Genomic DNA, 21,545 nt, shown 5'->3' on the forward strand with positions numbered 1-21,545 from the left:
CAACGGCTTGTCCGCCTCGTAACGGAAGGCGACCTCCTCGAAGGAGACCCGGCCCTTCAGCTCCGCCGGCTTCTCGCCCACCGGCCCGTCCGGCGTCTCCTCCTCCGCGTCGAGGAGGGCGAAGACCCGCTCGGCGGACGCGACTCCGGACTGGAGCAGGTTGGCCATGGCGGCGACCTGGGTGACGGGGCCGTTGAACTCGTACGAGTACTGGATGAAGGCCTGCACGTCGCCGACGGTCAGGGTGCCGCTCGCGACCCGCAGTCCGCCGGCGACGGCGACGACCACGTAGGTGAGGTTGCCGACGAGGGTGAGGGCGGGCTGGATGAAGCCGGAGATGAACTGGGCGCGGAAGCTCGCCCGGTAGAGCTCCTCGCCGAGTTCGTCGAAGCGGCGGACGGCCTCGGCGCGGCGGCCGAAGGCGACGACCTCGGCATGGCCGGTGATCATCTCCTCCACGTGGCCGTTGAGGCGGCCGGTGACGGACCACTGGGTGACGAACTGCGGCTGGGCGCGGCGCCCGACGTACGCGGCGACGCCGACGGAGACGGGCACGGTGCCGAGCACGATCAGGGCCAGCGTCGGCGAGATCCAGAACATCATCACGAGCACGCCGACCAGGGTCAGCAGGGCGCGGATCATCTGGCTGAAGGCCTGCTGGAGGGTCTGGACGACGTTGTCGATGTCGTTGGTGGTGCGGGAGAGGAGTTCGCCGCGGGACTGGCGGTCGACGTACCGCAGCGGCAGCCGGGACAGCTTGGCCTGGGCGCGGGCGCGCAGCCGGTGGCCGGCGCGCTGGACGACGGTGGTGGCGAGCCGCTGCTGGACCCAGGTGAGGACGGCGGCCGCGGCGACCACGGCGGCGGAGGCGGCGAGCGCCCGGCCGACGGCGGTGAAGTCGACGCCGGCGGGGGTGCCGGCGCCGGAGACGACGAGGTCGGTGGCGTGGCCGAGGATCTTCGGGGAGAGGACGCTGAGGGCGGCGGCGAGGGCCGCGGCGGCGAGGACGGCGAGGAGCAGCGGGCGGTCGGGGGCGAGGGTGCGAAGGAGGCGCAGGCCGGAGGCGCGGAAGTGCAGGGAGCGTTCGAGCGCGGGGGTGGTGAGGCCGGGGCCGCGCTGGGGGGCGGCGGGGCCGATCCGTGCGGGGGCGCGGTCCTCGTCCCGCTCCGGCGGCCGGACGGGTGCGGCGGTGGTCATGCGACGGCCTCCTGGTCCTGGGCGGTGAGCCGGTCGGCGGGCCGGTCGGCGGACCGGCCGGTGGACGGGTCGGCGAAGTCGTCCGCGGGCCGGTCGATCGGCTCCCCGGCGGGGCCGTCCGTCTCCTCGGTGAGCTGGGAGCGGACGATCTCCCGGTACGTCTCGTTCTCCGCCATCAGTTCGTGGTGCCGTCCGGCGCCCACGACCCGGCCCCGGTCGAGGACGACGATCCGGTCGGCGTCGCGGATGGTGGAGACCCGCTGGGCGACGATGACGACGGTGGCGTCGGCGGTCTCTTCGCGCAGGGCGGCCCGCAGCCGGGCGTCGGTGGTGTTGTCGAGGGCGGAGAAGGAGTCGTCGAAGAGGTAGATCCGGGGCCGGGCGACGAGGACCCGGGCGATGGCGAGGCGCTGCCGCTGGCCGCCGGAGAGGTTGCCGCCGCCCTGGGTGACGGGTGCGTCGAGGCCCTTCGGCAGGGCGCGGACGAAGTCGGCGGCCTGGGCGACCTCCAGGGCGTGCCACAGCTCGTCGTCGGTGGCGTCGGGCCGGCCGTAGCGGAGGTTGGTGGCGACGGTGCCGGAGAAGAGGTACGGCTTCTGGGGGACGAGTCCGACGGTGCGGGCGAGCAGGGCCGGGTCGAGGTCGCGGACGTCGGTGCCGCCGAGGGTGACCCGGCCGGCGGTGGTGTCGTGGAGCCGGGGGACGAGGCCGAGGAGGGTCGACTTGCCGCTGCCGGTGGAGCCGATGACGGCGGTGGTGCGGCCGGGGCGGGCGGTGAGGGCGATGTCGGTGAGGACGGGTTCCTCGGCGCCGGGGTAGCGGAAGCCGACGCCGGTGAGGTCGAGCCGGCCGGGGTCGTCGGCCGGGGTGAGCGGGATGGCGGGCGGGGTGACGGAGGGGGTGGTGTCGAGGAGTTCGCGGACGCGTTCGGCGCTGACCTCGGCGCGGGGCATGTGCATGAGGAGGAAGAGGACCATCATCACGGACATGCCGATCTGGAGCAGGTAGCCGAGGAAGGCGACGAGCGAGCCGGCCTGGAGGGCGCCGGAGTCGAGACGGTGGGCGCCGATCCACAGGATGCCGACGGTGGTCACCTCCCAGACGACGAGGACGGTCGGGAACATGACGGCCTGGAGGCGGCCGGCCCGCAGGCCGACGGCGAGCAGTTCGTCGTTGGCGCCGGCGAAGCGGCGCTGTTCGTGCCGGTCGCGGACGAAGGCGCGGACGACCCGGATGCCGGTGATCTGTTCCCGCAGCAGCCGGTTGACCTTGTCGACGCGCTGCTGCATCCCGCGGAAGAGGGGGCGCATGCGGAGCACGATGGCGCCGACGGTGCCGGTCATGACGGGGACGAAGAGCAGCAGGACGAGGAAGAGCGGCACGTCCTGGCGGACGGCCATGGCGAGGCCGCCCAGGCACATCAGGGGTGCGGCGACCAGCATGGTGAGGACGAGGACGGTGAAGGTCTGGATCTGCTGGATGTCGTTGGTGGTGCGGGTGATGAGGGACGCGGTGCCGAAGCGGCCGGTCTCGCGGGCGGAGAAGTCCTGCACGCGGCGGAAGGCCTCGGAGCGCAGGTCGCGGGCGATGCCCATGGCGATGCGGGCGCCGGTGTAGGTGGCGGCGGCCGCGGCGGCGGCCTGGAGGAGGGTGACGGCGAGCATCAGGCCGCCGCCGGACAGGACGCGTCCGGTGTCGCCGCGCAGCACGCCCTGGTCGATGACGCCGGCGTTGAGCGCGGGCAGGGCGAGGGAGGCGAGGGACTGGGCGAGCTGGAGGAGGACGAGGAGGGCGAGTAACGGCCGGTGGGGGGCGAGTCTCGCCGCGACGAGGCGGAGCAGCATGGTGGAGGTTTCCGATCAGCCGGCGTAGGGGCGGACGGACTTGGCGTCCTTCAGGGCGCGGGCCCACCAGGCGAGCTGGTCGAGCATGGTCTTGGCGGCGGCGTCGGGCCCGGTGGGGTCCTTGGGGTTGCCGTCCTCGTCGAAGCGGCCGTGGACCTGGTGGAAGGAGACGGTGTCGCGGACGGTGACGGCGTGCATCTCGGCGTAGACCTGGCGGAGTTGTTCGACGGCGCGCAGGCCGCCGGAGATGCCGCCGTAGGAGACGAAGCCGACGGGCTTGGCCTGCCATTCGGTGAAGTGCCAGTCGATCAGGGACTTGAGGGATGCGGGGAAGGAGTGGTTGTACTCGGGGGTGAGGACGACGAAGGCGTCGGCGGCGGCGAGGACCGGGCTGACCTTGTCGAGTTCGGCGCGGACGGCGGGGCCGGGGCGGTGGGAGAGGGCGGTGGGCAGGTCGACGTCGGCGAGGTCGACGACCTGGGTGGTGAAGTCGTCGCGCTCGGCGGTGCGGGCGGTGAACCAGTCGGCGACGACGTGGCCGAAGCGGCCTTCTCGGTTGCTGGCGACGATGACGGCGAGGCGCAGGGGCGTGGTGGTGGAGTTCGTGAGGTCCATGCCGAGGATCCTGGTACCTCGAGTTTGGTTGAGGTCAAGCGCGGACCGGCACGGATTTCCGGCATACGGTGGACCCCATGACGACGCCTCCCGCCGCCCCTCCTCCGGACCCGGCCACGCCGCCCGACGGGGAACTCCCCCCGCTGCGCATCGAGGTCGACGGCGAGCCGGCCGCGGACCCGGAACTCCTGGCGACGCTGATGAGCGGCTACGGCCACTTCACGGCGATGCAGGTGCGAGGCGGCCGCGTGCGGGGCCTCGGGTTGCATCTGGACCGGCTCGACCGGGCCACCCGCGAGCTGTTCGGCCGGGGCCTGGACGGCGGGCGGGTCCGCGCGCTGCTCGCCGGCGCGCTCGCGGCGGCGGGGCGGCGGGACGCCTCCGCGCGGGTGTACGTGTACGAGGGCGCCCGTACGGTCGTGACGGTGCGGGCCCCGTACCCGGCGGACCGCACGCCGCGGGCCCTGAAGTCCGTCGCGTACTGGCGCCCGGCCGCCCATCTGAAGCACCTGGGCGGCTTCGGGCAGACCTTCCACGGCGACGCGGCCCGCCGGGCGGGCTTCGACGAGGCCCTGCTCACCGGCGGCCCGGACGCGGAGATCGCCGAGGGGGCGGTCACCAACATCGCCTTCTGGGACGGGACCTCGGTGGTGTGGCCGTCGGCGCCCTGCCTCCCGGGCGTCACCATGTCCCTCCTCACGCCCCGGCTGCCGTCCGTGACCCGCCGGGTGACCCTGGCCGACGTCCCCGGTTTCCGCGCGGCCTTCGTGACCAACTCGCGCGGCATCGCCCCGGTCTCCCGGATCGACGACACCGCGCTCACGGTCGACGAGGAGCTGATGGCCCGGGTGTACGCGGCCTATGAGGCGGTGCCGTGGGACGCCCTGGAGGCCGCCTGACGCGACGGCTGCCCGCTCGCACAGCCGGGCGACCGGTCACCCGTTCGGCACGGACCACCGGCTGACGCCGCGAAACCCGCTCCGACCTGCGTAAACGCCGGACATCGAGGCGGCACGCCGCACCGAGACGGAGCAATTCTGATGGGACATCAGCAGGCGCGCGGAGCACCCGGGCGTTTACCTCGGTCCTACGGAAGCCCCTTTCCGGAAGACCGTCCGCGCGCCTCGGAGGCCCCCACATGCGCCGCACCCCTGTCCCCCTCTCTCTGCTCACCGGTACCGCGCTGACGGTGGTCACCCTCGGCGCCCTCGCCGCCCCCCTGGCGTACGCGAAGGGCGACAACGACGGCGGCGGCAAGCACAACGGCAAGACCGAGGTCCTGGAGGTCTTCCCCTCCCCCGCCGACCCGGGCACCATCGTCACCGTGAACACCCTGGCCTGCGGCAAGCACGGCCACGGCGTGGGCGACGCGAACGCGCTCGGCGCGGGCGAGTTCCAGCTCAGCCCCAGCACCCACAAGGAGGTCGTGGTCGGCCAGTTCACGGTGCCGCACCACGCCAAGGCCGGCACGTACTGGATCAGCGTCGCCTGCGACAACGGCAAGACGGCCCGCGGCGAGCTCGTCGTCAAGCACAAGAAGCCCAGCGGGCACGTGCAGACCGGTGTCGGCGGCAGCGTCGGCCCCGACCACGCCCAGATCGCGGCGGGTGCGGCGGTGCTGGCCGCGGCCGCCGTCGGCGGTACCTGGCTCCTGCGCCGCCGGGCGAGCGGCGCGCAGGACGGCTGACCGTACCGCCATCGTCCTGCCCCCGCCGCGCGCCCGCTGACGGCCCGGCGGGGGCAGGGCCACACCCGTACCGGAGAGCAGCATGACCAACAGGACCAAGGGCTGGGGCATAGCCGTGGCCGCCTGTGCGGGCCTGTGGATGATCCAGAACGGCTCGGGCGAGGTCACCCCGCCGGTGCCGTCGGCCGCGCAGGCCTTCGCCGCCGGGCCGAGCGTGCACACCGACGCCGCCGCCGACCCGCTCCCGCCCTCCGACCCGGTACGGCTGCGCATCCCCGAGATCGACGTGGACGCGCCGATGACGGGCCTCGGCCTCGCCGCCGACGGCACGCTGGAGGTGCCGCCGGCCGAGAACGGCAACCTGGCCGGCTGGTACGAGGACGGCACCCGGCCCGGCGCCGAGGGGACCGCGATCGTCGCCGGCCACGTCGACAACGCCAAGGGGCCCGCCGTCTTCTACGCGCTCGGCGCCCTGAAGAAGGGGCACCGGATCGAGGTGGACCGGCGGGACGGCCGCACCGCCGTCTTCACCATCGACGCGATCGAGGTCTACGACAAGGACCGCTTCCCCGACGCCAAGGTGTACGGGGAGGCGGACCGGGCCGAGATCCGGGTGATCACCTGCGGCGGCGGCTTCTCGAAGAAGGGCGGCGGCTACCAGGGCAACGTGGTCGCCTTCGGCCATCTGATCGGCGTCCGCCCCGCCTGAGGGCCGTCCGGGCCCCCGGGCCCGAGCTCCCGCCCCCCTCTCCCCCGCCCGGTCACGCCCACTGGTCGAAGGCGAGCTTCGCGACCAGCGAGAAGACGACCACCAGCAGCACCCCGCGCACGAACTCCGCGCCCTTGCGCAGTGCCATCCGCGCGCCGAGCATGCCGCCGGCGAGGTTGAAGACGGCCATCACGGCGGCGAGCTGCCACAGCACGTTGCCCTGGTAGGCGAACATCGCGAGCGCGCCCGCGTTGGTGCAGACGTTGACGATCTTCGCGGTGGCGGAGGCCGTCACCAGGTCCAGATGCAGCACCGCGGTCAGGGCGAGCACCAGGAAGGTGCCGGTTCCGGGGCCGAAGAGGCCGTCGTAGAAGCCGATGCCGCCGCCGACCACCACGATCGCGGTGACGATCCGGGCCCGGGTGAGCGGCGGCCGCTCCTCGCCCGCCGCGCGGGTGCCGAAGGACGGCCGGAACATGACGAAGGCGGCGACCCCGAGCAGCACCGCCATGATCACCGGCCGCAGCACCTCGCTGCTGATCCCGGCCGCGAAGAAGGCCCCGCCCATGGACCCGGCGAGCGCCGCGAGCCCGATCCGTACCGCCGTCCCGACCCGGACCGGCGCCTTGCGGACGTAGGTGACGGCCGCGCCGGTGGTGCCGACGATCGCCACCGCCTTGTTGGTGCCGAGGATCTGGGCGGCCGGCACGTGCGGCAGACCGAGCAGCAGCGCGGGCAGCAGGAGCAGCCCGCCGCCCCCCACCACGGCGTCGATCCAGCCGGCGACCAGCGCCGCGAGACAGAGCAGGAGCAGGGTCGTCAGGGATATGTCAGCAGGCATGCCCCGGAGCCTAGGCGGCCGATCGGTGTGCCACCCATCGATCGCGTGAGTCTTGAGCTGCTTCTGAGGTCGGGCTGCTTCCGAGGTCCCGAGCCGGTCCGTATGGATCGCATGATCGTCCAACCGGTACCGGCGTGCTGTGGCTCCCCGACCAGCGCGCCGAACAGGCCTTCCTCGCCCCGCTCGACATCTCCGCCCTCCACGGCGTCGGGGAGAAGACCGCCGAGACGCTGCGCCGGTTCGGCCTGCACACCATCGGCGCGCTCGCCGCGCAGCCCGAGGACGTCGTGTGCCGCCTCGTCGGCAAGCAGGGAAGGGTCCTCAGGCAGCGCGCCCGCGGCATCGACCCGCGGGCCGTGGTCCCGCGCCGCATGCCCGAAGCCGCGTCGGTGAGCCACATCTTCGAGCGGGACATGCTCGACCCCGTCCTGCTACGGGCCGCGCTCCTCGACCTCGTCGTCACCCTCGCCGAGCGGCTGCGCGGCCGCGACCAGGTCGCCCGCGGCCTCACCCTCGCCGTACGGCTCGCCGACGGCGCCGGCGTCGAACGCACCCGCCGCCTGCCCGCCCCCTCCGCACACACCGACGACCTGCGCACCGCCCTGTGGCAGATCTGGGACGCCATGGCCTACCAGCGCGCCCGCATCCGCCGCCTCGTCCTCACCGCCGAAGACCTCGCCCCGGCCGACGCCGGCCCCGGCACCCAGCTCTCCCTCGACCCCGCCCGCGAAGCACCCCACCAGGTCGAGCCGGTGCTGGACGCCATCAACGCGCGGTTCGGCCGCGCCGCCGTCCGCCCCGCCGGCGCCTACCGCAAGGCAGGCTGATGCGCCGTGCTCGACCTGCCGGACGACCTCACCCGGCTGCGGACCCTGGAGCGGCTGGCCCAGATCATCCTGCGCGACATACGCATCAAGACGGTGTCCGGCCCGGTAACTGATCAACCCGAAGGAACGGTCTACACGCCGCCGCTGTAGTTCTCCGGAAGGCCGCAGGTGCGCGTGCCATCCTCCCAGTTCTGGCAAACCGTGATCTTCACCCGCTCCGTTCCCTCGGGGAAGGAGACGGTCGTGAACGTCTTGTTACCGTCCGCGACGGTGCGGGAGTCGCCGAACACCTTGGTCCCCGCCTCATTGAACCCCTCGAAGACAGCGGTGGTGGAGTAACTGCTGCCCAGGCGGTTCACGACTCGGCCATCGATCGTAGGCGCACACGGCCACGGCTCGAGGGAATCGCACAACGCAGGCCAGGAAACAGCCCCCGAGGTGAAGCCCATGTTGCAGTCGGAGTTCTTGTAACAGACCGTGAACTCCTGCTGGTAATACTGATGGGCCGAGGCCGGGGATGCGCTGAGACCCACACCCGCCAGCACGGCCGGTATGAGAGCAAGTCGGGACAAGATCTTCATGGTTCTCCCTTTCGTTGAACACCTCAACCGGCGTACGTCGTTCGGCAGGCGCCCGAACGTACCGGTGGCCCCGCGCAGGGACTGAAGGAGATTAACGCTCTGCAAGGGGAATGCCTGTTCGCATGACTCAGATCGCCAATCCGCTTGACTGCTGGGGCAAGTTGGGCCTGCGTTGTTGTGACTCAGCTGCGCAATGGTCCGACGGTGTCGGAACCCCCACGGGCACGAGCCGGTCCTGACTCCTTCGGACCATGCGGGCGAGGAAGCCGCAGGCCCTGCCTGGGCGCCGTCCTCCACCTCGCACTTGCGGTCACCCTGGCCGGCGCCGACCTGGACTGACCCGCCCCGCACCGCCCCGTACGGCAGGCCTGCCCGTCGTGGTCACTGCTCCCCGCCGCCCTGCGCGTCGCCGATCGCGACGCGCAGGGCATACACGTTCTGAAGCACGTCGATGACGGCTTCCTCGACCCCGCCGAGCGCCCGCCGAGCGCCCTCGACGTCGCCGCGGTCGGCATGCAGCTGGGCAGAGAGCACGAAGGTCGCCGCCGTCACGGCGGCGAACGACGCCTCACGCCCCGGAGGCGGTTCCTCGGCATCGGATTGCGCCACCTGCAACGCCGTGCGCTCCAGCCGGTTCGCCAGGACATTGGCCGCCAGGCCGGCGTCAGGCCCCACCTCCTGCATCCAGCCGTTCACGGCGTCGAAGACGTCGACGATCTCCTCTTCCTCAGCGAGCCGTGTCGCAGCCGTGATCTCCAGTTCCGTCGTCGCGAGCAGACTGCCCAGCAGATGCAGACGATCCTCTGCACGCGGTCCCTCCGGCCGAAGGTCCGGTCCGCCACCGGCGCCGCCCCCAGGGCGGCCAGCGCCGCATCGACCTGCCCGGCACTCGCCGGCCGCTCGCTGCTGATGCTCATGCACCCAGCTTCACCGCCGACCGCCCGTGCGCGACGGGCAGCGTGCTGCACCCCCAGATCGGCGCCGTCTTCGGCGTGGCCGGCGGTTCGGAAACCCGTGCGAAAGGACACCCCTATGCCCCGGCAGCAGATGGCGAAGGAACAGGCCCTGCGGGAGATCGTTCCATGACCCGCATTCGTTGGATCTACGGGGCGCGAAGGCCCCCCTTAACCCACGTTTTTGCGATCTTGGTCGTATACGCGGGGCGGGCCCTCACAGTGGACACGGGCCACGGTGAGGTCAGCGTTCCGTACGGGAAACAGTCGGGATGTCACCGGGAAACACCCGCCGCGCACGCTTCCCGGTATGAGTACACGGATCGTGGTGGTCGGCGGCGGAACGGCGGGCGCCCGGCTCGCCCAGCGCCTGCCGGTCACCCTGCTCGGCGAGGAGCCGCACGCCCCGTACAACAGGCTGCTGCTCGCGGACGTCCTCGCCGGGCGGTACGGGCCCGAGGTGATCGCGCTGCCCGAAGCGCGGGAGCCGGCCCGGCTCGGCGTGCGGGCGGTGCGGATCGACCGCGCGGCCCGCACGGTGGAGTGCGCGGACGGCACGCTGGTGCCGTACGACCGGCTGGTCCTGGCGACCGGTTCGGCGCCCGTGCTGCCGCCGCTGCGCGGCCTGCGCGGCGCGGAGCTCCCCTCCGGGGTGCATCCGTTCCGCACCCTCGACGACTGTCTCGCGCTGCGCGGGCTCGTCCGCCCCGGTGTGCGGGCGGTCGTGATCGGCGGCGGTCTGCTCGGCGTCTCGGCGGCGCGGGCCCTCGCGGCGCTCGGCGCCGAGGTGATGCTCACCCAGCAGGGCGAGCGCCTGATGGAACGCCAGCTCGACGAGCACTCCTCCTCCCTGCTGCGCACCCACATGGAGGCGCTCGGGGTCGAGGTGCACACCGAGTGCCGGGTGAGCGGGCTGCGGCAGCGGGACGGCGCGGTCACCGCCGTCGAACTCGCCGACGGCTTCGTCCTCGACGCCCGGGTCGTCGTCCTGGCCTGCGGGGTCCGCCCGCGCGTGGCGCTGGCCCGCGAGGCCGGCCTCGACGTCCGCACGGGCGTGGTGGTGGACGACGAGCTGCGCACCTCCGACCCGTACATCCACGCCATCGGCGACTGCGCGGAGCACGACGGCCGCGTGTACGGGCTCGCGGGCCCGGCGCTCGACCAGGCGGACGTCCTGGCGGAGGTGCTGACCGCCACGGGAACGGGGCCCCGCTACACCGGCACCCGCGCCCTCACCCGGCTCACCCTCACCGGCGCCGAGTCGCTCGACCTCGCCGTGTTCGGGGAGACGACCGCCGCTCCGGGGGACGACGTCGTCCAGCTCACGGACGCGACCCGGCGGGCCTACCGGAAGGTCGTCGTCCGTGGCGACCGGCTGGTCGGCGGCGTCCTGTTCGGCGATCTCGCCGCGGTCGGGACCCTCGCCCGCGCCTGGGAGGGCGACGAGGCCCTGCCCGACGCCCCCCTGCTTCACCTGCTCACCCACGACGGAGGCTCCTGACATGACGACCGCGCCCACCCCCACCATCGTCCTGGTCGGCCACGGAATGGTCGGCCAGCGGTTCCTGGAGGCGCTCGCGGAGCGCGGCGTCACCGAGCGCGCCCGTGTCGTGGTGCTCTGCGAGGAGCCCCGCCCCGCCTACGACCGCGTCCAGCTCACCTCGTACTTCTCCGGCCGCACGCCCGACGACCTGTCGATGGTCGAGGACGGCTTCATGGCACGGCACGGCATCGAGCTGTACACCGACGACCCGGCCGTCACGATCGACCGGGAGGCCCGCACGGTCACCGCACGGTCCGGGCGGCTCTTCGCGTACGACACCCTCGTGCTCGCCACCGGCTCGTACCCCTTCGTGCCGCCCGTGCCCGGCAAGGACGCCCGCGGCTGTTTCGTCTACCGCACCATCGAGGACCTGCTCGCGATCGAGGAGTACGCGAAGACGGCGACGACCGGCGCGGTCGTCGGCGGCGGTCTGCTCGGTCTGGAGGCGGCGGGCGCGCTCAAGGGCCTCGGACTCGACACGCACATCGTGGAGTTCGCGCCCCGCCTGATGCCGGTGCAGGTCGACGAGGGCGGCGGCGCGGCGCTGCTGCGCACGATCGAGCAGATGGGTCTGACCGTCCACACCGGCACCGGCACGCAGGAGGTCGTGACGGCCGACGGCGCCGTGACCGGCATGAAGCTGTCGGACGGTTCCGAACTGGCCACCGACATGGTGGTGTTCTCGGCGGGCGTCCGCCCCCGCGACCAGCTGGCCCGCGACTGCGGCCTGGCCGTGGGCGAGCGCGGCGGCATCGCCGTCGACGAGCTGTGCCGGACCTCCGACCCGGCGGTGTTCGCGATCGGCGAGTGCGCGCTCGCCGCCGACGGGCGGGTCTACGGCCTGGTGGCGCCCGGTTACGAGATGGCGCAGACGGCGGCGAAGGTGATCGCCGAGGAGGAGACCGGAGGCGGCTTCACCGGCGCGGACATGTCCACCAAGCTGAAGCTGCTCGGCGTGGACGTGGCCTCCTTCGGCGACGCGCACGGCACCGCCGAGGGCTGCCTCGACGTCGTCTACTCCGACTCGCGCTCCGGGGTCTACAAGAAGCTGGTCGTCGACGGCGAGGGCCGGCTCCTCGGCGGCGTCCTGGTCGGTGACGCCGAGTCGTACGGCATGCTGCGCCCGATGACCGGCAGCAGGCCGCCGGTCTCCCCCGAGCAGCTGGTGCTGCCGGCGGGCGTGGGCGCGCCGGTCGCGCTCGGCCCGTCCGCGCTGCCGGACGACGCGGTCATCTGCTCCTGCCACAACGTCACCAAGCACGCCATCACCCAGTGCGCCTCGCTGCCCGAGGTGAAGAAGTGCACCAAGGCCGGCACCGGCTGCGGCAGCTGTGTGAAGGTGATCGAGAAGCTGCTCCCGGCGGCCACCGACAAAGGGCTCTGCGGCTGCTTCTCGTACACCCGCAGCGAGCTCTACGAGATCGCCCGCACGCTGCGGGTGACCTCCTTCGCCGAGCTGCTCGACTCGCACGGGCGGGACGGCGCCAAGGGCGGCGAGGGCTGCGAGGTCTGCAAGCCGACCGTCGGCTCCATCCTGGCCAGTCTCGCCCCGGTGATCGGCGCGGGCGGCTACATCCTGGACGGCGAGCAGGCCGCGCTCCAGGACACCAACGACCACCACCTGGCGAACCTCCAGCGCAACGGCTCCTATTCGGTGGTGCCGCGCATCCCGGGCGGCGAGATCACGCCCGAGAAGCTGATCGTGATCGGCGAGGTGGCCCGGGACTTCGGCCTCTACACGAAGATCACCGGCGGCCAGCGGATCGACCTCTTCGGCGCGCGCGTCGACCAGCTCCCGGCGATCTGGACCCGGCTCGTCGACGCGGGCTTCGAGTCCGGTCACGCCTACGGCAAGGCGCTGCGCACGGTGAAGTCCTGCGTCGGGCAGACCTGGTGCCGCTACGGCGTGCAGGACTCGGTGAAGATGGCGATCCGGCTGGAGCTGCGCTACCGCGGCCTGCGCGCCCCGCACAAGCTGAAGTCGGCGGTCTCCGGCTGTGCCCGCGAGTGCGCGGAGGCCCAGTCGAAGGACTTCGGCGTGATCGCCACGGCCAACGGCTGGAACCTGTACGTGGGCGGCAACGGCGGCGCGACCCCGCGCCACGCCGACCTGCTGGCGCAGGACCTGTCGGACGCCGAACTCGTCCGCCTCATCGACCGGTTCCTGATGTTCTACATCCGCACCGCCGACCGTCTGGAGCGCACCTCGACCTGGCTGGAGCGCCTGGAGGGCGGGCTCGACCACCTGCGGGACGTGGTGGTGCACGACTCGCTCGGGCTGTGCGACGAGCTGGAGGCGCTGATGGCGGCGCACGTCGCCGGATACCGGGACGAGTGGGCCGAGACCCTGGACGACCCGGAGCGGCTGCGGCGCTTCGTCTCCTTCGTGAACGCGCCGGAGACCCCGGACCCGACGGTCCGCTTCGTGCCGGAGCGCGACCAGATCAAGCCGGACCTGTCGATCCTCACGATCGGCACCAAGCCCCTGGAAGGAGCCACCTCCCGATGACGACGCTCGAACTCTCCCCGTCCGCCGACTCCTGGATGACGGTCTGCGAGGAGTCCCGGCTGACGCCGGGGCGGGGCATGGCGGCCCTGCTGCCGGACGGCCGGCAGGCGGCGGTCTTCCGGGACCGGGCGGGGCGGACGTACGCGATCGACAACCGCGACCCGTTCACGGGGGCGCAGGTGCTCTCCCGGGGGCTGCTCGGTTCGGCGGAGGGGCGGCCGTTCGTGGCGTCGCCGCTGCTGAAGCAGCGCTTCGACCTGGAGACGGGACGGTGCCTGGACGACGACGAGGTGTCGGTGGCGGTGTATCCGGTGCGGACGGTCTGACTCCCACCCCCGAAGCCTTAATTGACCGACCGTTCTTGAAAGACGGCCGCGAAAGGCGTACGGTCGTCTCGTGGCCAGGACCAAGGAATTCGACCCGCAGGCCGCGCTCCAGTCAGCCCTCGAGCTCTTCTGGGCGCGCGGCTACGAGGCGACCTCGATGGCGGACCTCGTCGAGCACCTCGGCATCGGCCGGGCCAGCATCTACGCGACCTTCGGCAGCAAGCACGAGCTGTACATGAAGGCGCTGGAGCGCTATCTGGAGACGCGCGACCCGGGGCTGATGGCGGAGCTGTCCGCCCCGGGTCCGGCCCTGCCGGCCCTACGGAGCCTGGTGCGCCGGTTCGCCGCGCAGGCGGCCACCGACGGGGAGCGCCAGATCGGCTGCTTCGTCACCAACTCGGCGGCCGAACTCGGCCCGCACGACGCCGAGGTGAGGCGCCGGGTGGAGCTCAGCTGGGAGAGCGTCGAGACCCTGCTGCACAGCGCGCTGAGCAGGGCCCGGGCCCAGGGCGAGCTGCCCGAGGAGCGTGATCCGCGGGCGCTCGCCCGGATGCTGCTGGTGCTGTTGCAGGGGCTGCGGGTGGTGGGCAAGGCGTCCAGCGACCCGGCCCGCGTGCACGACGCGGCGGAGCAGGCGCTGGCCCTCCTCGACTGACCGCCGGGCGGGCCGACCCGCCTCGGGGCGCCGTGGGGCGCCCCTTTTCTCGGCCCTCATAACAGAACGTTCGGTCAATTATCAGGATCGTCCCCGATCCCCAAGGGAGTCGACATGTCGCACCGTTTCACCGACCGCACCGTGCTCGTCACCGGCGCAGGCAGCGGACTCGGCCGGGCCCTCGCGCTCGCGTTCGCCGCCGAGGGCGCCCGGGTCTCCGTCGCCGGCCGCAGGGCCGCCCCGCTCGACGAGACGGTGGCGCTGGTCGAGGCGGCGGGCGGCACCGCCCGCGCCTTCACCGCCGACGTCACCCGCGCCGAGGACATGCACCGGCTGGTACGGGACACGGTCGCGGCCTTCGGCGGCCTCGACGTGGCCGTCAACAACGCCGGCGTCTTCCTCGGCGGCCGCAGCGCGGCCGACTTCCCGCTGGAGGACTGGCACACCCTGCTCGACATCAACGTCACCGGCGTCCTGCACGCGCTCCAGGCGGAGATCGCCCACATGCGCGGCCACGGCGGCGGAGCGATCGTCAACATCTCGTCCAACCTGGGCCCGCACCGCCGCATCCCGGGCGTCTTCGGCTACCAGGTCTCCAAGGCGGCCGTCTCGGCGATCACGCGTGCGGCGGCCCTCGACCACGTGGCCGACGGGATCCGGATCAACGCGGTGAGCCCCGGTCCCATGGAGTCGGCGATGTCGCTGCTGCCGGGCGAGAGCGAAGCCGAGCGCGCGGCGCGGATGAAGGAGCAGTCACCGCTCGGGCGGGTGTCCACGGTGGAGGAGGTGGCCGCCGCCGTCCTCTACCTCGCCTCGGACCAGGGCGGCTCCGCCGTCGGCACGGATCTGGTGATCGACGGCGGCGCATCGGCCTGACACCGCTGCCGGGGCGTCAGCCCTGGCCGCCGCCCTGCGCACCCGCACCGCCCTCGGCGACGGCCGCCGGGTCCATCCAGAAGACCTCCCAGTGGTGGCCGTCCGGGTCGGCGAAGGAACGCCCGTACATGAAGCCGAGGTCCATCGGCTCCTTCGCCGGGCTGCCACCGGCGGCCAGGGCCCGGTCCGCCAGCTCGTCGGCCTTCTCGCGGCTCTCGGCACTGAGCGAGATCAGCACCTCGGTGCTCTTGGCCGCGTCGGAGATCTCCTTGCCCGGCGCGGTGAAGCTCTTGAACTTCTCCTCGGTGAGCAGCATCACGAAGATCGTGTCGCTGATGACCACGCTGGCGGCGGTCTCGTCGCTGAACTGCGGGTTGATCGAGTAGCCGAGCTTCTCGTAGAAGGCCTTGCTCGCGTCGAGGTCCTTCACCGGCAGGTTCACGAAGATCATCTGGGGGGCCATGGTGTCTCTCTCTTCCGTGGGTCTTCCCTGGAGAGCCGGCTCGGCCTTGCCTTGCCGGCGCTTTCGAGAGGTAAGACGGGCGGGGCGTCCGGAACTCATCGCCCGCTCGGCGTTCTCGACGAACTTTTTCCCTCGCCCTTCTCTCAGACGGGCGGTCCCCGGACCGTCCAGCGGCGCACGGCTCCCGCCTCGCCGTCCCAGCGCCACCGGTACACGAGGGCGCCGTCCTGCCCCATGCCGACCGAGGCCGACGACACCGCCCCGTGCCCGCCGCTTCCCCTTCACCGCTTGTTGATGCACAGTCAACTCGGTACTCCTAGTTTCCGGAAGCGCGCGACCCCGCCGCCGACCGGTGCGGCGGGGCGATTCACACCCCCGACAGGAGTGAGACGTGGAGCGACGCAGTTTCCTGCGTGGAGCGGTCATCGGCACCTCGGCCGCCGCCTTCGGCTACACGATGATGCGCGGGGCGGCCTACGCGGCCCCCGCCCAGCCGGGCCCCGGCCCGTACGGGGCGCTCGGCGCCGCGGACGCCAACGGCATCCAGCTGCCCGCCGGTTTCACCAGCCGGGTCATCGCCCGGTCCGGCCAGACGGTCCCCGGGACCTCGTACGTCTGGCACAACGCCCCCGACGGCGGCGCCTGCTTCGCCGACGGAACCGGCTGGATCTACGTGTCCAACTCGGAGATATCCAGCACCGGCGGCGCGAGCGCGATCAAGTTCAACTCCTCGGGCACCGTCACCTCGGCGTACCGCATCCTGTCCAACACCAACCGCAACTGCGCGGGCGGCAAGACGCCGTGGAACACCTGGCTGTCCTGCGAGGAGGTCGACACCGGTTACGTCTACGAGACCGACCCGTGGGGTGTGAACGCCGCCACCCGCCGGGCCGCGATGGGCCGGTTCAACCACGAGGCCGCGGCGGCGGACCCGGTGCGCCGGGTGATCTACCTGACCGAGGACAAGTCCGACGGCCGCTTCTACCGCTTCGTCCCGGGCACCTGGGGCAACCTCTCCTCCGGCACCCTCCAGGTGCTGGTGGCGGGCACCGCCACCTCCGGCTCCTTCACCTGGCAGAACGTGCCCGACCCGGACGGCTCCCCCACCGCCACCCGCTACCAGGTCTCCGGCGCGAAGGTCTTCAACGGCGGCGAGGGCTGCCACTACGCCAACGACACGGTCTGGTTCACCACCAAGGGCGACGGCCGGGTCTGGCAGCTCAACCTCGCCACGAGCACGTACGAACTGGCCTACGACGACTCGCTGGTGAGCGGCGGCGCACCGCTCACCGGCGTGGACAACGTCACCGGCTCGTCCTCCGGCGACCTGTACATCGCGGAGGACGGCGGCAACATGGAGATCTGCATCATCACCCCGGACGACGTCGTGGCCCCCTTCCTGCGCATCAACGGCCAGTCCTCGTCCGAGATATGCGGGCCCGCCTTTTCCCCCGACGGCAAGCGGTTCTACTTCTCCAGCCAGCGGGGCACCAGCGGCAGCTCCTCCGGCGGCATCACCTACGAGGTGACGGGCCCGTTCCGGGCGTAGCCGCGCGCGTAGCCCTTCGCGTCGCACCGGGTTCCCCGATCGTGGGCGCCGCCTCCTCCCAGGAGTGCGGCGCCCAGCGGCGTCAGGGTGTGCAGGACCGCGTTGCCGTGCCGCAGCGTGGCGACCAGGCCGGCCTCGCGCAGCACGCCGGCGTGCTGGCTCGCGGAGGCGACCGACACCCCCGCCCTGCGGGCCAGTTCGCTCGTGGTGCCGCCGTCGCCGATGGCGCTGAGGACCGCGGAGCGGGTGTGCCCGACCAGCTTGGCCAGCGAGGGCAGGCCCGGCGCGCGCACGGTCGGCGCCTCGCAGTGGGTGATCGGGTAGACGAGCACCGGCGGCAGCTCCGGGTCGCGCAGCACGACCGGGGTGCCGCGGCAGAAGTACGACGGCTGGAGCAGCAGCCCGCGTCCGTCGAGGTGGAGGTCCCGGTCGACCGGGTAGTCGGCCTCCAGGACGGGGCTGCGCCAGCGGAGCATCGGCGGCAGGGAGGCCAGGAGTTCGCCCGCTCCCCCGTCGAGCAGGGCCCGGCCGCGCATGGCCCGGTCGGCCTCCACCCGGGCCTGGATGCCCGTCCAGTACGGCTCCACGGCGGCCCGGTGGTAGCTGCGCAGGGCCGCGAGGAGACGCCCCAGGGGCTCGGTGCCGCCGTCGGCGAGGGCCCGTAGCGCGGCCGGGACGGCGGGACGGCCGGAGCGGCCCGGACGTTCCGCGCCGATCAGGGCCAGTTCGGTGTGGAGCCGGCTCGGCGGGGTGGCCCGGATCGCGTCGAGACCCTCGTCGAGCCCGAGGATGCCCTGGGGCGGGGTCAGGAAGTCCGGGAAATAGCCGCGGCCCGGCACGAGCGCGGCGAGGATCCGGGTCTCGGAGCCCAGGCGTATACGCGCTTCGGACCGCCATTCCCCGTACACCGTCGAGCCGCGCCGGTCTCTTAAACGGTGAAAACTGAGGATCGTTTCCCATAGAACATCCGGCCGGGCGGCCATCCGCACCCCGGCCAAGTCGTTTCCGCTGAAATGAATCCGCAGCATGGAACCCCCACCTGTGCACTCGCAACCACCCCCGACGACGAGTATGCACAGCATCACTGCACGTTACCAGGGTGTTTCAGCCACACTTGAAAGGCATCGCGGCGAACGGCCGAGAACCGAAAAGCTGTGCGGTGTCGGACGGGAAACCTTCAGGACCGAGGTGACGCGGCGAAGACCGTGGGGGGCTTTGTCGCGTCCGGCGGCGGTCGGCGAGGTTGCGGCTCACCCGCCCGACGAGGGTAATGGGCGCGGCCTCCGGGTGGGGATCCGGGGGTCGCGCCCGCTCCATTCTTTGCGAAAGTTCAACTCGGAATAATTCAATGCGCCACCGCATGGAGTTGAACAGGAACTCACATTTCCCCAACGATCATGCAACAACCGCACCGGGACGAAATACGACGGGGCGGACACCTCCGCACAAGGTGTCCGCCCCGTCTCTCTTGGAACCGGAGCCGCCGTCCATCGGTTTGAGGGTCGGGGACGAACGGCGGCTCCGGCGGTCTTTGCGGCTGAACCGGGGTTCAGCGGCTGTCGCTGCCCTTCGACTCGGCCGCGGCACGGCCGGCCTCCAGACGCGCCACCGGGATCCGGAACGGCGAGCAGGAGACGTAGTCGAGGCCCACCTCGTGGAAGAAGTGCACCGACTCCGGGTCGCCGCCGTGCTCGCCGCAGACGCCGAGCTTGATGTCGGGGCGGGTGGCGCGGCCGGCCTGGACGGCGCTGCGGACCAGGGCGCCCACACCGTCCTTGTCGATCGTCTCGAAGGGGCTGACGCCGAAGATGCCCTTCTCCAGGTACGCGGTGAAGAAGCTCGCCTCCACGTCGTCGCGGGAGAAGCCCCAGACCGTCTGGGTGAGGTCGTTGGTGCCGAAGGAGAAGAACTCGGCGGCCTCGGCGATCTGACCGGCGGTCACCGCGGCGCGCGGCAGCTCGATCATGGTGCCGAGCGCGAGCTTCAGCTCGACGCCGGTCTGCGCCTGGACCTCGGCGATGACCTGCTCGGCCTCCTCGCGGACCAGCTCCAGCTCCTGGACGGTGCCGACGAGCGGGATCATGATCTCGGCGCGCGGGTCGCCCTTGGCGTCGATGCGCTGGGCGGCGGCCTCGGCGATGGCGCGGACCTGCATGGTGAACAGGCCGGGGATGACCAGGCCGAGGCGGACGCCGCGCAGACCCAGCATCGGGTTCTGCTCGTGCAGCCGGTGCACGGCCTGGAGCAGGCGCAGGTCGTTCTCGTGCGGCTCCTTGCGGGCCTCGGCGAGGGCGACGCGCACCGACAGCTCGGTGATGTCGGGCAGGAACTCGTGCAGCGGCGGGTCGAGCAGGCGGACGGTGACGGGCAGGCCGTCCATCGCCTCGAAGAGCTCGACGAAGTCCTGCTTCTGCAGCGGCAGGAGGGCCTTCAGCGACGCCTCGCGCTCCTCGTCGGTGTCGGCGAGGATGAGGCGCTCGACGTACTGGCGGCGCTCACCGAGGAACATGTGCTCGGTGCGGCACAGGCCGATGCCCTGGGCGCCGAAGCGGCGGGCGCGCGAGGCGTCCTCGGCGTTGTCGGCGTTGGCGCGCACCCGCAGGCGGCGGACGCGGTCGGCGTAGGCCATGATCCGGTGGACGGCCTGGACCAGCTCGTCGGCGTCGTCGGCGCCGGCGTGCATGCGGCCCTCGAAGTACTCGACGACCGGGGACGGTACGACGGGTACCTCACCGAGGTAGACCTTGCCGGTGGAGCCGTCGATGGAGACGACGTCGCCCTCCTCGACGACCACGCCGGAGGCGGTGGTCATGCGGCGGCGCTTGGTGTCGACCTCCAGCTCCTCGGCGCCGCAGACACAGGTCTTGCCCATGCCGCGGGCGACGACGGCGGCGTGCGAGGTCTTGCCGCCGCGGGAGGTGAGGATGCCCTCGGCGGCGATCATGCCGTCCAGGTCGTCCGGGTTGGTCTCACGGCGGATCAGGATGACCTTCTCGCCGGAGCGCGACCACTTGACGGCCGTGTACGAGTCGAAGACGGCCTTGCCGACGGCGGCGCCCGGGGAGGCGGCGATGCCGCGGCCGATCTGCTCCACCTTCGCGTTCTCGTCGAACTTGGGGAACATCAGCTGGGCGAGCTGGGCGCCGTTGACGCGCTGGAGCGCCTCGGCCTCGTCGATGAGGCCCTGGTCCACGAGCTGGGTGGCGATGCGGAAGGCGGCACCGGCGGTGCGCTTGCCGACACGGGTCTGGAGCATCCAGAGCTGGCCGCGCTCGATGGTGAACTCGATGTCGCACAGGTCCTTGTAGTGCGTCTCGAGGGTTTCCATGATCTGCATGAGCTGGTCGTACGACTTCTTGTCGATCGACTCGAGCTCGGCGAGCGGCACGGTGTTGCGGATGCCGGCGACGACGTCCTCGCCCTGCGCGTTCTGCAGGTAGTCGCCGTAGACGCCCTGGTGGCCGGAGGCGGGGTCGCGGGTGAAGGCGACGCCGGTGCCGGAGTCCGGGCCGAGGTTGCCGAAGACCATGGAGCAGACGTTGACGGCGGTGCCGAGGTCGTGCGGGATGCGCTCCTGGCGGCGGTACAGCTTGGCGCGGTCGCCGTTCCAGGAGTCGAAGACGGCCTTGATGGCCAGGTCCATCTGCTCGCGCGGGTCCTGCGGGAAGTCGCGGCCGGTGGCGTCCTTGACGATCTCCTTGAAGCGCTCGACGAGCTTCTTCAGGTCGACCGCGTCGAGGTCGGTGTCACTGGTGACCTTCTTGGCGGCCTTGGCCTCGTCGAGGGCGTCCTCGAAGAGCTCGCCGTCGACGCCGAGGACGGTCTTGCCGAACATCTGGATGAGACGGCGGTACGAGTCCCAGGCGAAGCGCTCGTTGTCGGCCTGGGCGGCGAGGCCCGCGACGGAGGCGTCGGACAGACCGATGTTGAGGACGGTGTCCATCATGCCCGGCATCGAGAACTTGGCGCCGGAGCGGACGGAGACGAGCAGCGGGTTGTCGGCCTGGCCGAGCTTCTTGCCCATCTTGCGCTCGAGCGCGTCGAGGTGCGCGGTGACCTCGTCGCGGAGCTCGGCCGGCTCGGAGCCGCTGTCGAGGTAGGTCTTGCACGCCTCGGTCGTGATCGTGAAGCCGGGGGGAACCGGGAGACCGAGGTTGGTCATCTCGGCCAGGTTCGCGCCCTTGCCACCGAGGAGGTCCTTGAGGTCCTTGTTCCCCTCGGTGAAGTCGTACACGAACTTCTGATCATTGTTTTCCGACACGGGTCTCGACTCCTCGACGACTCGGTTGGCTGCCCTGACGGCGAGGAACATACCCAGATCGAAGGCGTCTGGGGAGGTACGCCTACCGGTCACCCGGTCTTAACCACCC

20 protein-coding genes are annotated in these 21,545 nt (G+C 72.0%); 11 read left to right on the plus strand and 9 right to left on the minus strand.

All coding sequences use genetic code 11. From position 1 onward, the window contains the following. The 3 genes from ABTZ91_RS04775 to ABTZ91_RS04785 form a co-directional block, all read right to left on the minus strand. Positions 1-1,197: ABC transporter ATP-binding protein (locus tag ABTZ91_RS04775; RefSeq protein WP_407077894.1), on the minus strand; the 1,197-nt coding region annotated here is incomplete at its 3' end. Continuing rightward, entirely contained in the window at positions 1,194-3,041 is a 1,848-nt protein-coding gene (locus tag ABTZ91_RS04780; RefSeq protein WP_352075692.1) for an ABC transporter ATP-binding protein, read from the minus strand. The genes ABTZ91_RS04775 and ABTZ91_RS04780, both read right to left, overlap by 4 nt. 15 nt (positions 3,042-3,056) lie before the next feature. Next, positions 3,057-3,656 (minus strand): NAD(P)H-dependent oxidoreductase, encoded by a 600-nt coding sequence (locus ABTZ91_RS04785; RefSeq protein WP_352075693.1) that lies wholly within the window; start codon positions 3,654-3,656, stop codon positions 3,057-3,059. 77 nt (positions 3,657-3,733) lie between these two features. Here ABTZ91_RS04785 and ABTZ91_RS04790 point away from each other — a divergent pair, with 77 nt between their 5' ends. The 3 genes from ABTZ91_RS04790 (at position 3,734) to ABTZ91_RS04800 (ending at position 6,052) form a co-directional block, all read left to right on the plus strand. After that, positions 3,734-4,555, plus strand: a complete 822-nt coding sequence (locus ABTZ91_RS04790) for an aminotransferase class IV (RefSeq protein ID WP_352075694.1) — start codon at positions 3,734-3,736, stop codon at positions 4,553-4,555. Between the two features lie 239 nt (positions 4,556-4,794). Further along, the gene (locus ABTZ91_RS04795) at positions 4,795-5,343 is read left to right on the plus strand and encodes a hypothetical protein (RefSeq protein WP_352075695.1); all 549 of its coding nucleotides are present in this window, start codon (positions 4,795-4,797) and stop codon (positions 5,341-5,343) included. An 82-nt stretch (positions 5,344-5,425) separates the two neighbouring features. Beyond that, the gene (locus tag ABTZ91_RS04800) at positions 5,426-6,052 is read left to right on the plus strand and encodes a class F sortase (RefSeq protein WP_352075696.1); all 627 of its coding nucleotides are present in this window, start codon (positions 5,426-5,428) and stop codon (positions 6,050-6,052) included. 52 nt (positions 6,053-6,104) lie between these two features. On the opposite strand, the gene ABTZ91_RS04805 is transcribed toward ABTZ91_RS04800, so the two are convergent. Then, positions 6,105-6,893, minus strand: a complete 789-nt coding sequence (locus ABTZ91_RS04805) for a TSUP family transporter (RefSeq protein WP_352075697.1) — start codon at positions 6,891-6,893, stop codon at positions 6,105-6,107. 134 nt (positions 6,894-7,027) lie between these two features. On the opposite strand from ABTZ91_RS04805, the gene ABTZ91_RS04810 reads away from it, so the two are divergent. Further along, on the plus strand, positions 7,028-7,720 hold the full coding sequence (locus ABTZ91_RS04810) for a hypothetical protein (protein WP_352075698.1): 693 nt from the start codon (positions 7,028-7,030) through the stop codon (positions 7,718-7,720). Between the two features lie 6 nt (positions 7,721-7,726). Further along, the gene (locus ABTZ91_RS04815) at positions 7,727-7,870 is read left to right on the plus strand and encodes a hypothetical protein (protein WP_352075699.1); all 144 of its coding nucleotides are present in this window, start codon (positions 7,727-7,729) and stop codon (positions 7,868-7,870) included. Here the strand turns inward: ABTZ91_RS04815 and ABTZ91_RS04820 are convergent. Both ABTZ91_RS04820 and ABTZ91_RS04825 read right to left on the minus strand, forming a co-directional pair. After that, positions 7,852-8,301, minus strand: coding sequence for a hypothetical protein (locus ABTZ91_RS04820; RefSeq protein ID WP_352075700.1), 450 nt, complete (start codon positions 8,299-8,301; stop codon positions 7,852-7,854). The genes ABTZ91_RS04815 and ABTZ91_RS04820 overlap by 19 nt on opposite strands. Before the next feature lie 381 nt (positions 8,302-8,682). Then, positions 8,683-9,222 carry a hypothetical protein gene (locus ABTZ91_RS04825; RefSeq protein ID WP_352075701.1) on the minus strand — a complete coding sequence of 180 codons (540 nt, stop codon included), beginning with the start codon at positions 9,220-9,222 and terminating at the stop codon, positions 8,683-8,685. 342 nt (positions 9,223-9,564) lie between these two features. Between ABTZ91_RS04825 and ABTZ91_RS04830 the strand changes: the two genes are divergently transcribed. The 5 genes from ABTZ91_RS04830 to ABTZ91_RS04850 all read left to right on the plus strand — a co-directional run bounded on the left by ABTZ91_RS04830 (position 9,565) and on the right by ABTZ91_RS04850 (position 15,163). Then, positions 9,565-10,755 (plus strand): FAD-dependent oxidoreductase, encoded by a 1,191-nt coding sequence (locus tag ABTZ91_RS04830; RefSeq protein WP_352075702.1) that lies wholly within the window; start codon positions 9,565-9,567, stop codon positions 10,753-10,755. Position 10,756: 1 nt separating this feature from the next. Beyond that, a complete protein-coding gene (gene nirB, locus ABTZ91_RS04835) occupies positions 10,757-13,306 on the plus strand; it encodes a nitrite reductase large subunit NirB (protein ID WP_352075703.1) in 2,550 nt (849 codons plus the stop codon). Continuing rightward, on the plus strand, positions 13,303-13,632 hold the full coding sequence (gene nirD, locus ABTZ91_RS04840; protein ID WP_352075704.1) for a nitrite reductase small subunit NirD: 330 nt from the start codon (positions 13,303-13,305) through the stop codon (positions 13,630-13,632). The genes nirB and nirD overlap by 4 nt, the downstream gene beginning before the upstream one ends. A gap of 70 nt (positions 13,633-13,702) precedes the next feature. Continuing rightward, a complete protein-coding gene (locus tag ABTZ91_RS04845) occupies positions 13,703-14,287 on the plus strand; it encodes a TetR family transcriptional regulator C-terminal domain-containing protein (protein WP_352075705.1) in 585 nt (194 codons plus the stop codon). A 114-nt stretch (positions 14,288-14,401) separates the two neighbouring features. After that, positions 14,402-15,163 (plus strand): SDR family oxidoreductase, encoded by a 762-nt coding sequence (locus tag ABTZ91_RS04850; protein ID WP_352075706.1) that lies wholly within the window; start codon positions 14,402-14,404, stop codon positions 15,161-15,163. A gap of 16 nt (positions 15,164-15,179) precedes the next feature. Here the strand turns inward: ABTZ91_RS04850 and ABTZ91_RS04855 are convergent, their stop codons facing one another. Next, positions 15,180-15,626, minus strand: coding sequence for a VOC family protein (locus ABTZ91_RS04855; RefSeq protein WP_352075707.1), 447 nt, complete (start codon positions 15,624-15,626; stop codon positions 15,180-15,182). A gap of 391 nt (positions 15,627-16,017) precedes the next feature. Here ABTZ91_RS04855 and ABTZ91_RS04860 point away from each other — a divergent pair, with 391 nt between their 5' ends. Next, positions 16,018-17,175 carry an alkaline phosphatase PhoX gene (locus ABTZ91_RS04860; protein WP_352075708.1) on the plus strand — a complete coding sequence of 386 codons (1,158 nt, stop codon included), beginning with the start codon at positions 16,018-16,020 and terminating at the stop codon, positions 17,173-17,175. On the opposite strand, the gene ABTZ91_RS04865 is transcribed toward ABTZ91_RS04860, so the two are convergent. Together ABTZ91_RS04865 and ppdK are read right to left on the minus strand one after the other, a co-directional pair. Next, complete coding sequence (locus ABTZ91_RS04865; RefSeq protein WP_352075709.1) at positions 17,145-18,203, minus strand: winged helix-turn-helix domain-containing protein; 1,059 nt, start codon at positions 18,201-18,203, stop codon at positions 17,145-17,147. The genes ABTZ91_RS04860 and ABTZ91_RS04865 overlap by 31 nt on opposite strands. Positions 18,204-18,724: 521 nt before the next feature. Then, on the minus strand, positions 18,725-21,436 hold the full coding sequence (ppdK, locus tag ABTZ91_RS04870; protein ID WP_352075710.1) for a pyruvate, phosphate dikinase: 2,712 nt from the start codon (positions 21,434-21,436) through the stop codon (positions 18,725-18,727). Between the last annotated feature and the right edge of the window lie 109 nt (positions 21,437-21,545).

This window comes from Streptomyces sp. NPDC126499, assembly GCF_040302485.1.
In the GTDB taxonomy this organism is placed as follows: domain Bacteria; phylum Actinomycetota; class Actinomycetes; order Streptomycetales; family Streptomycetaceae; genus Streptomyces.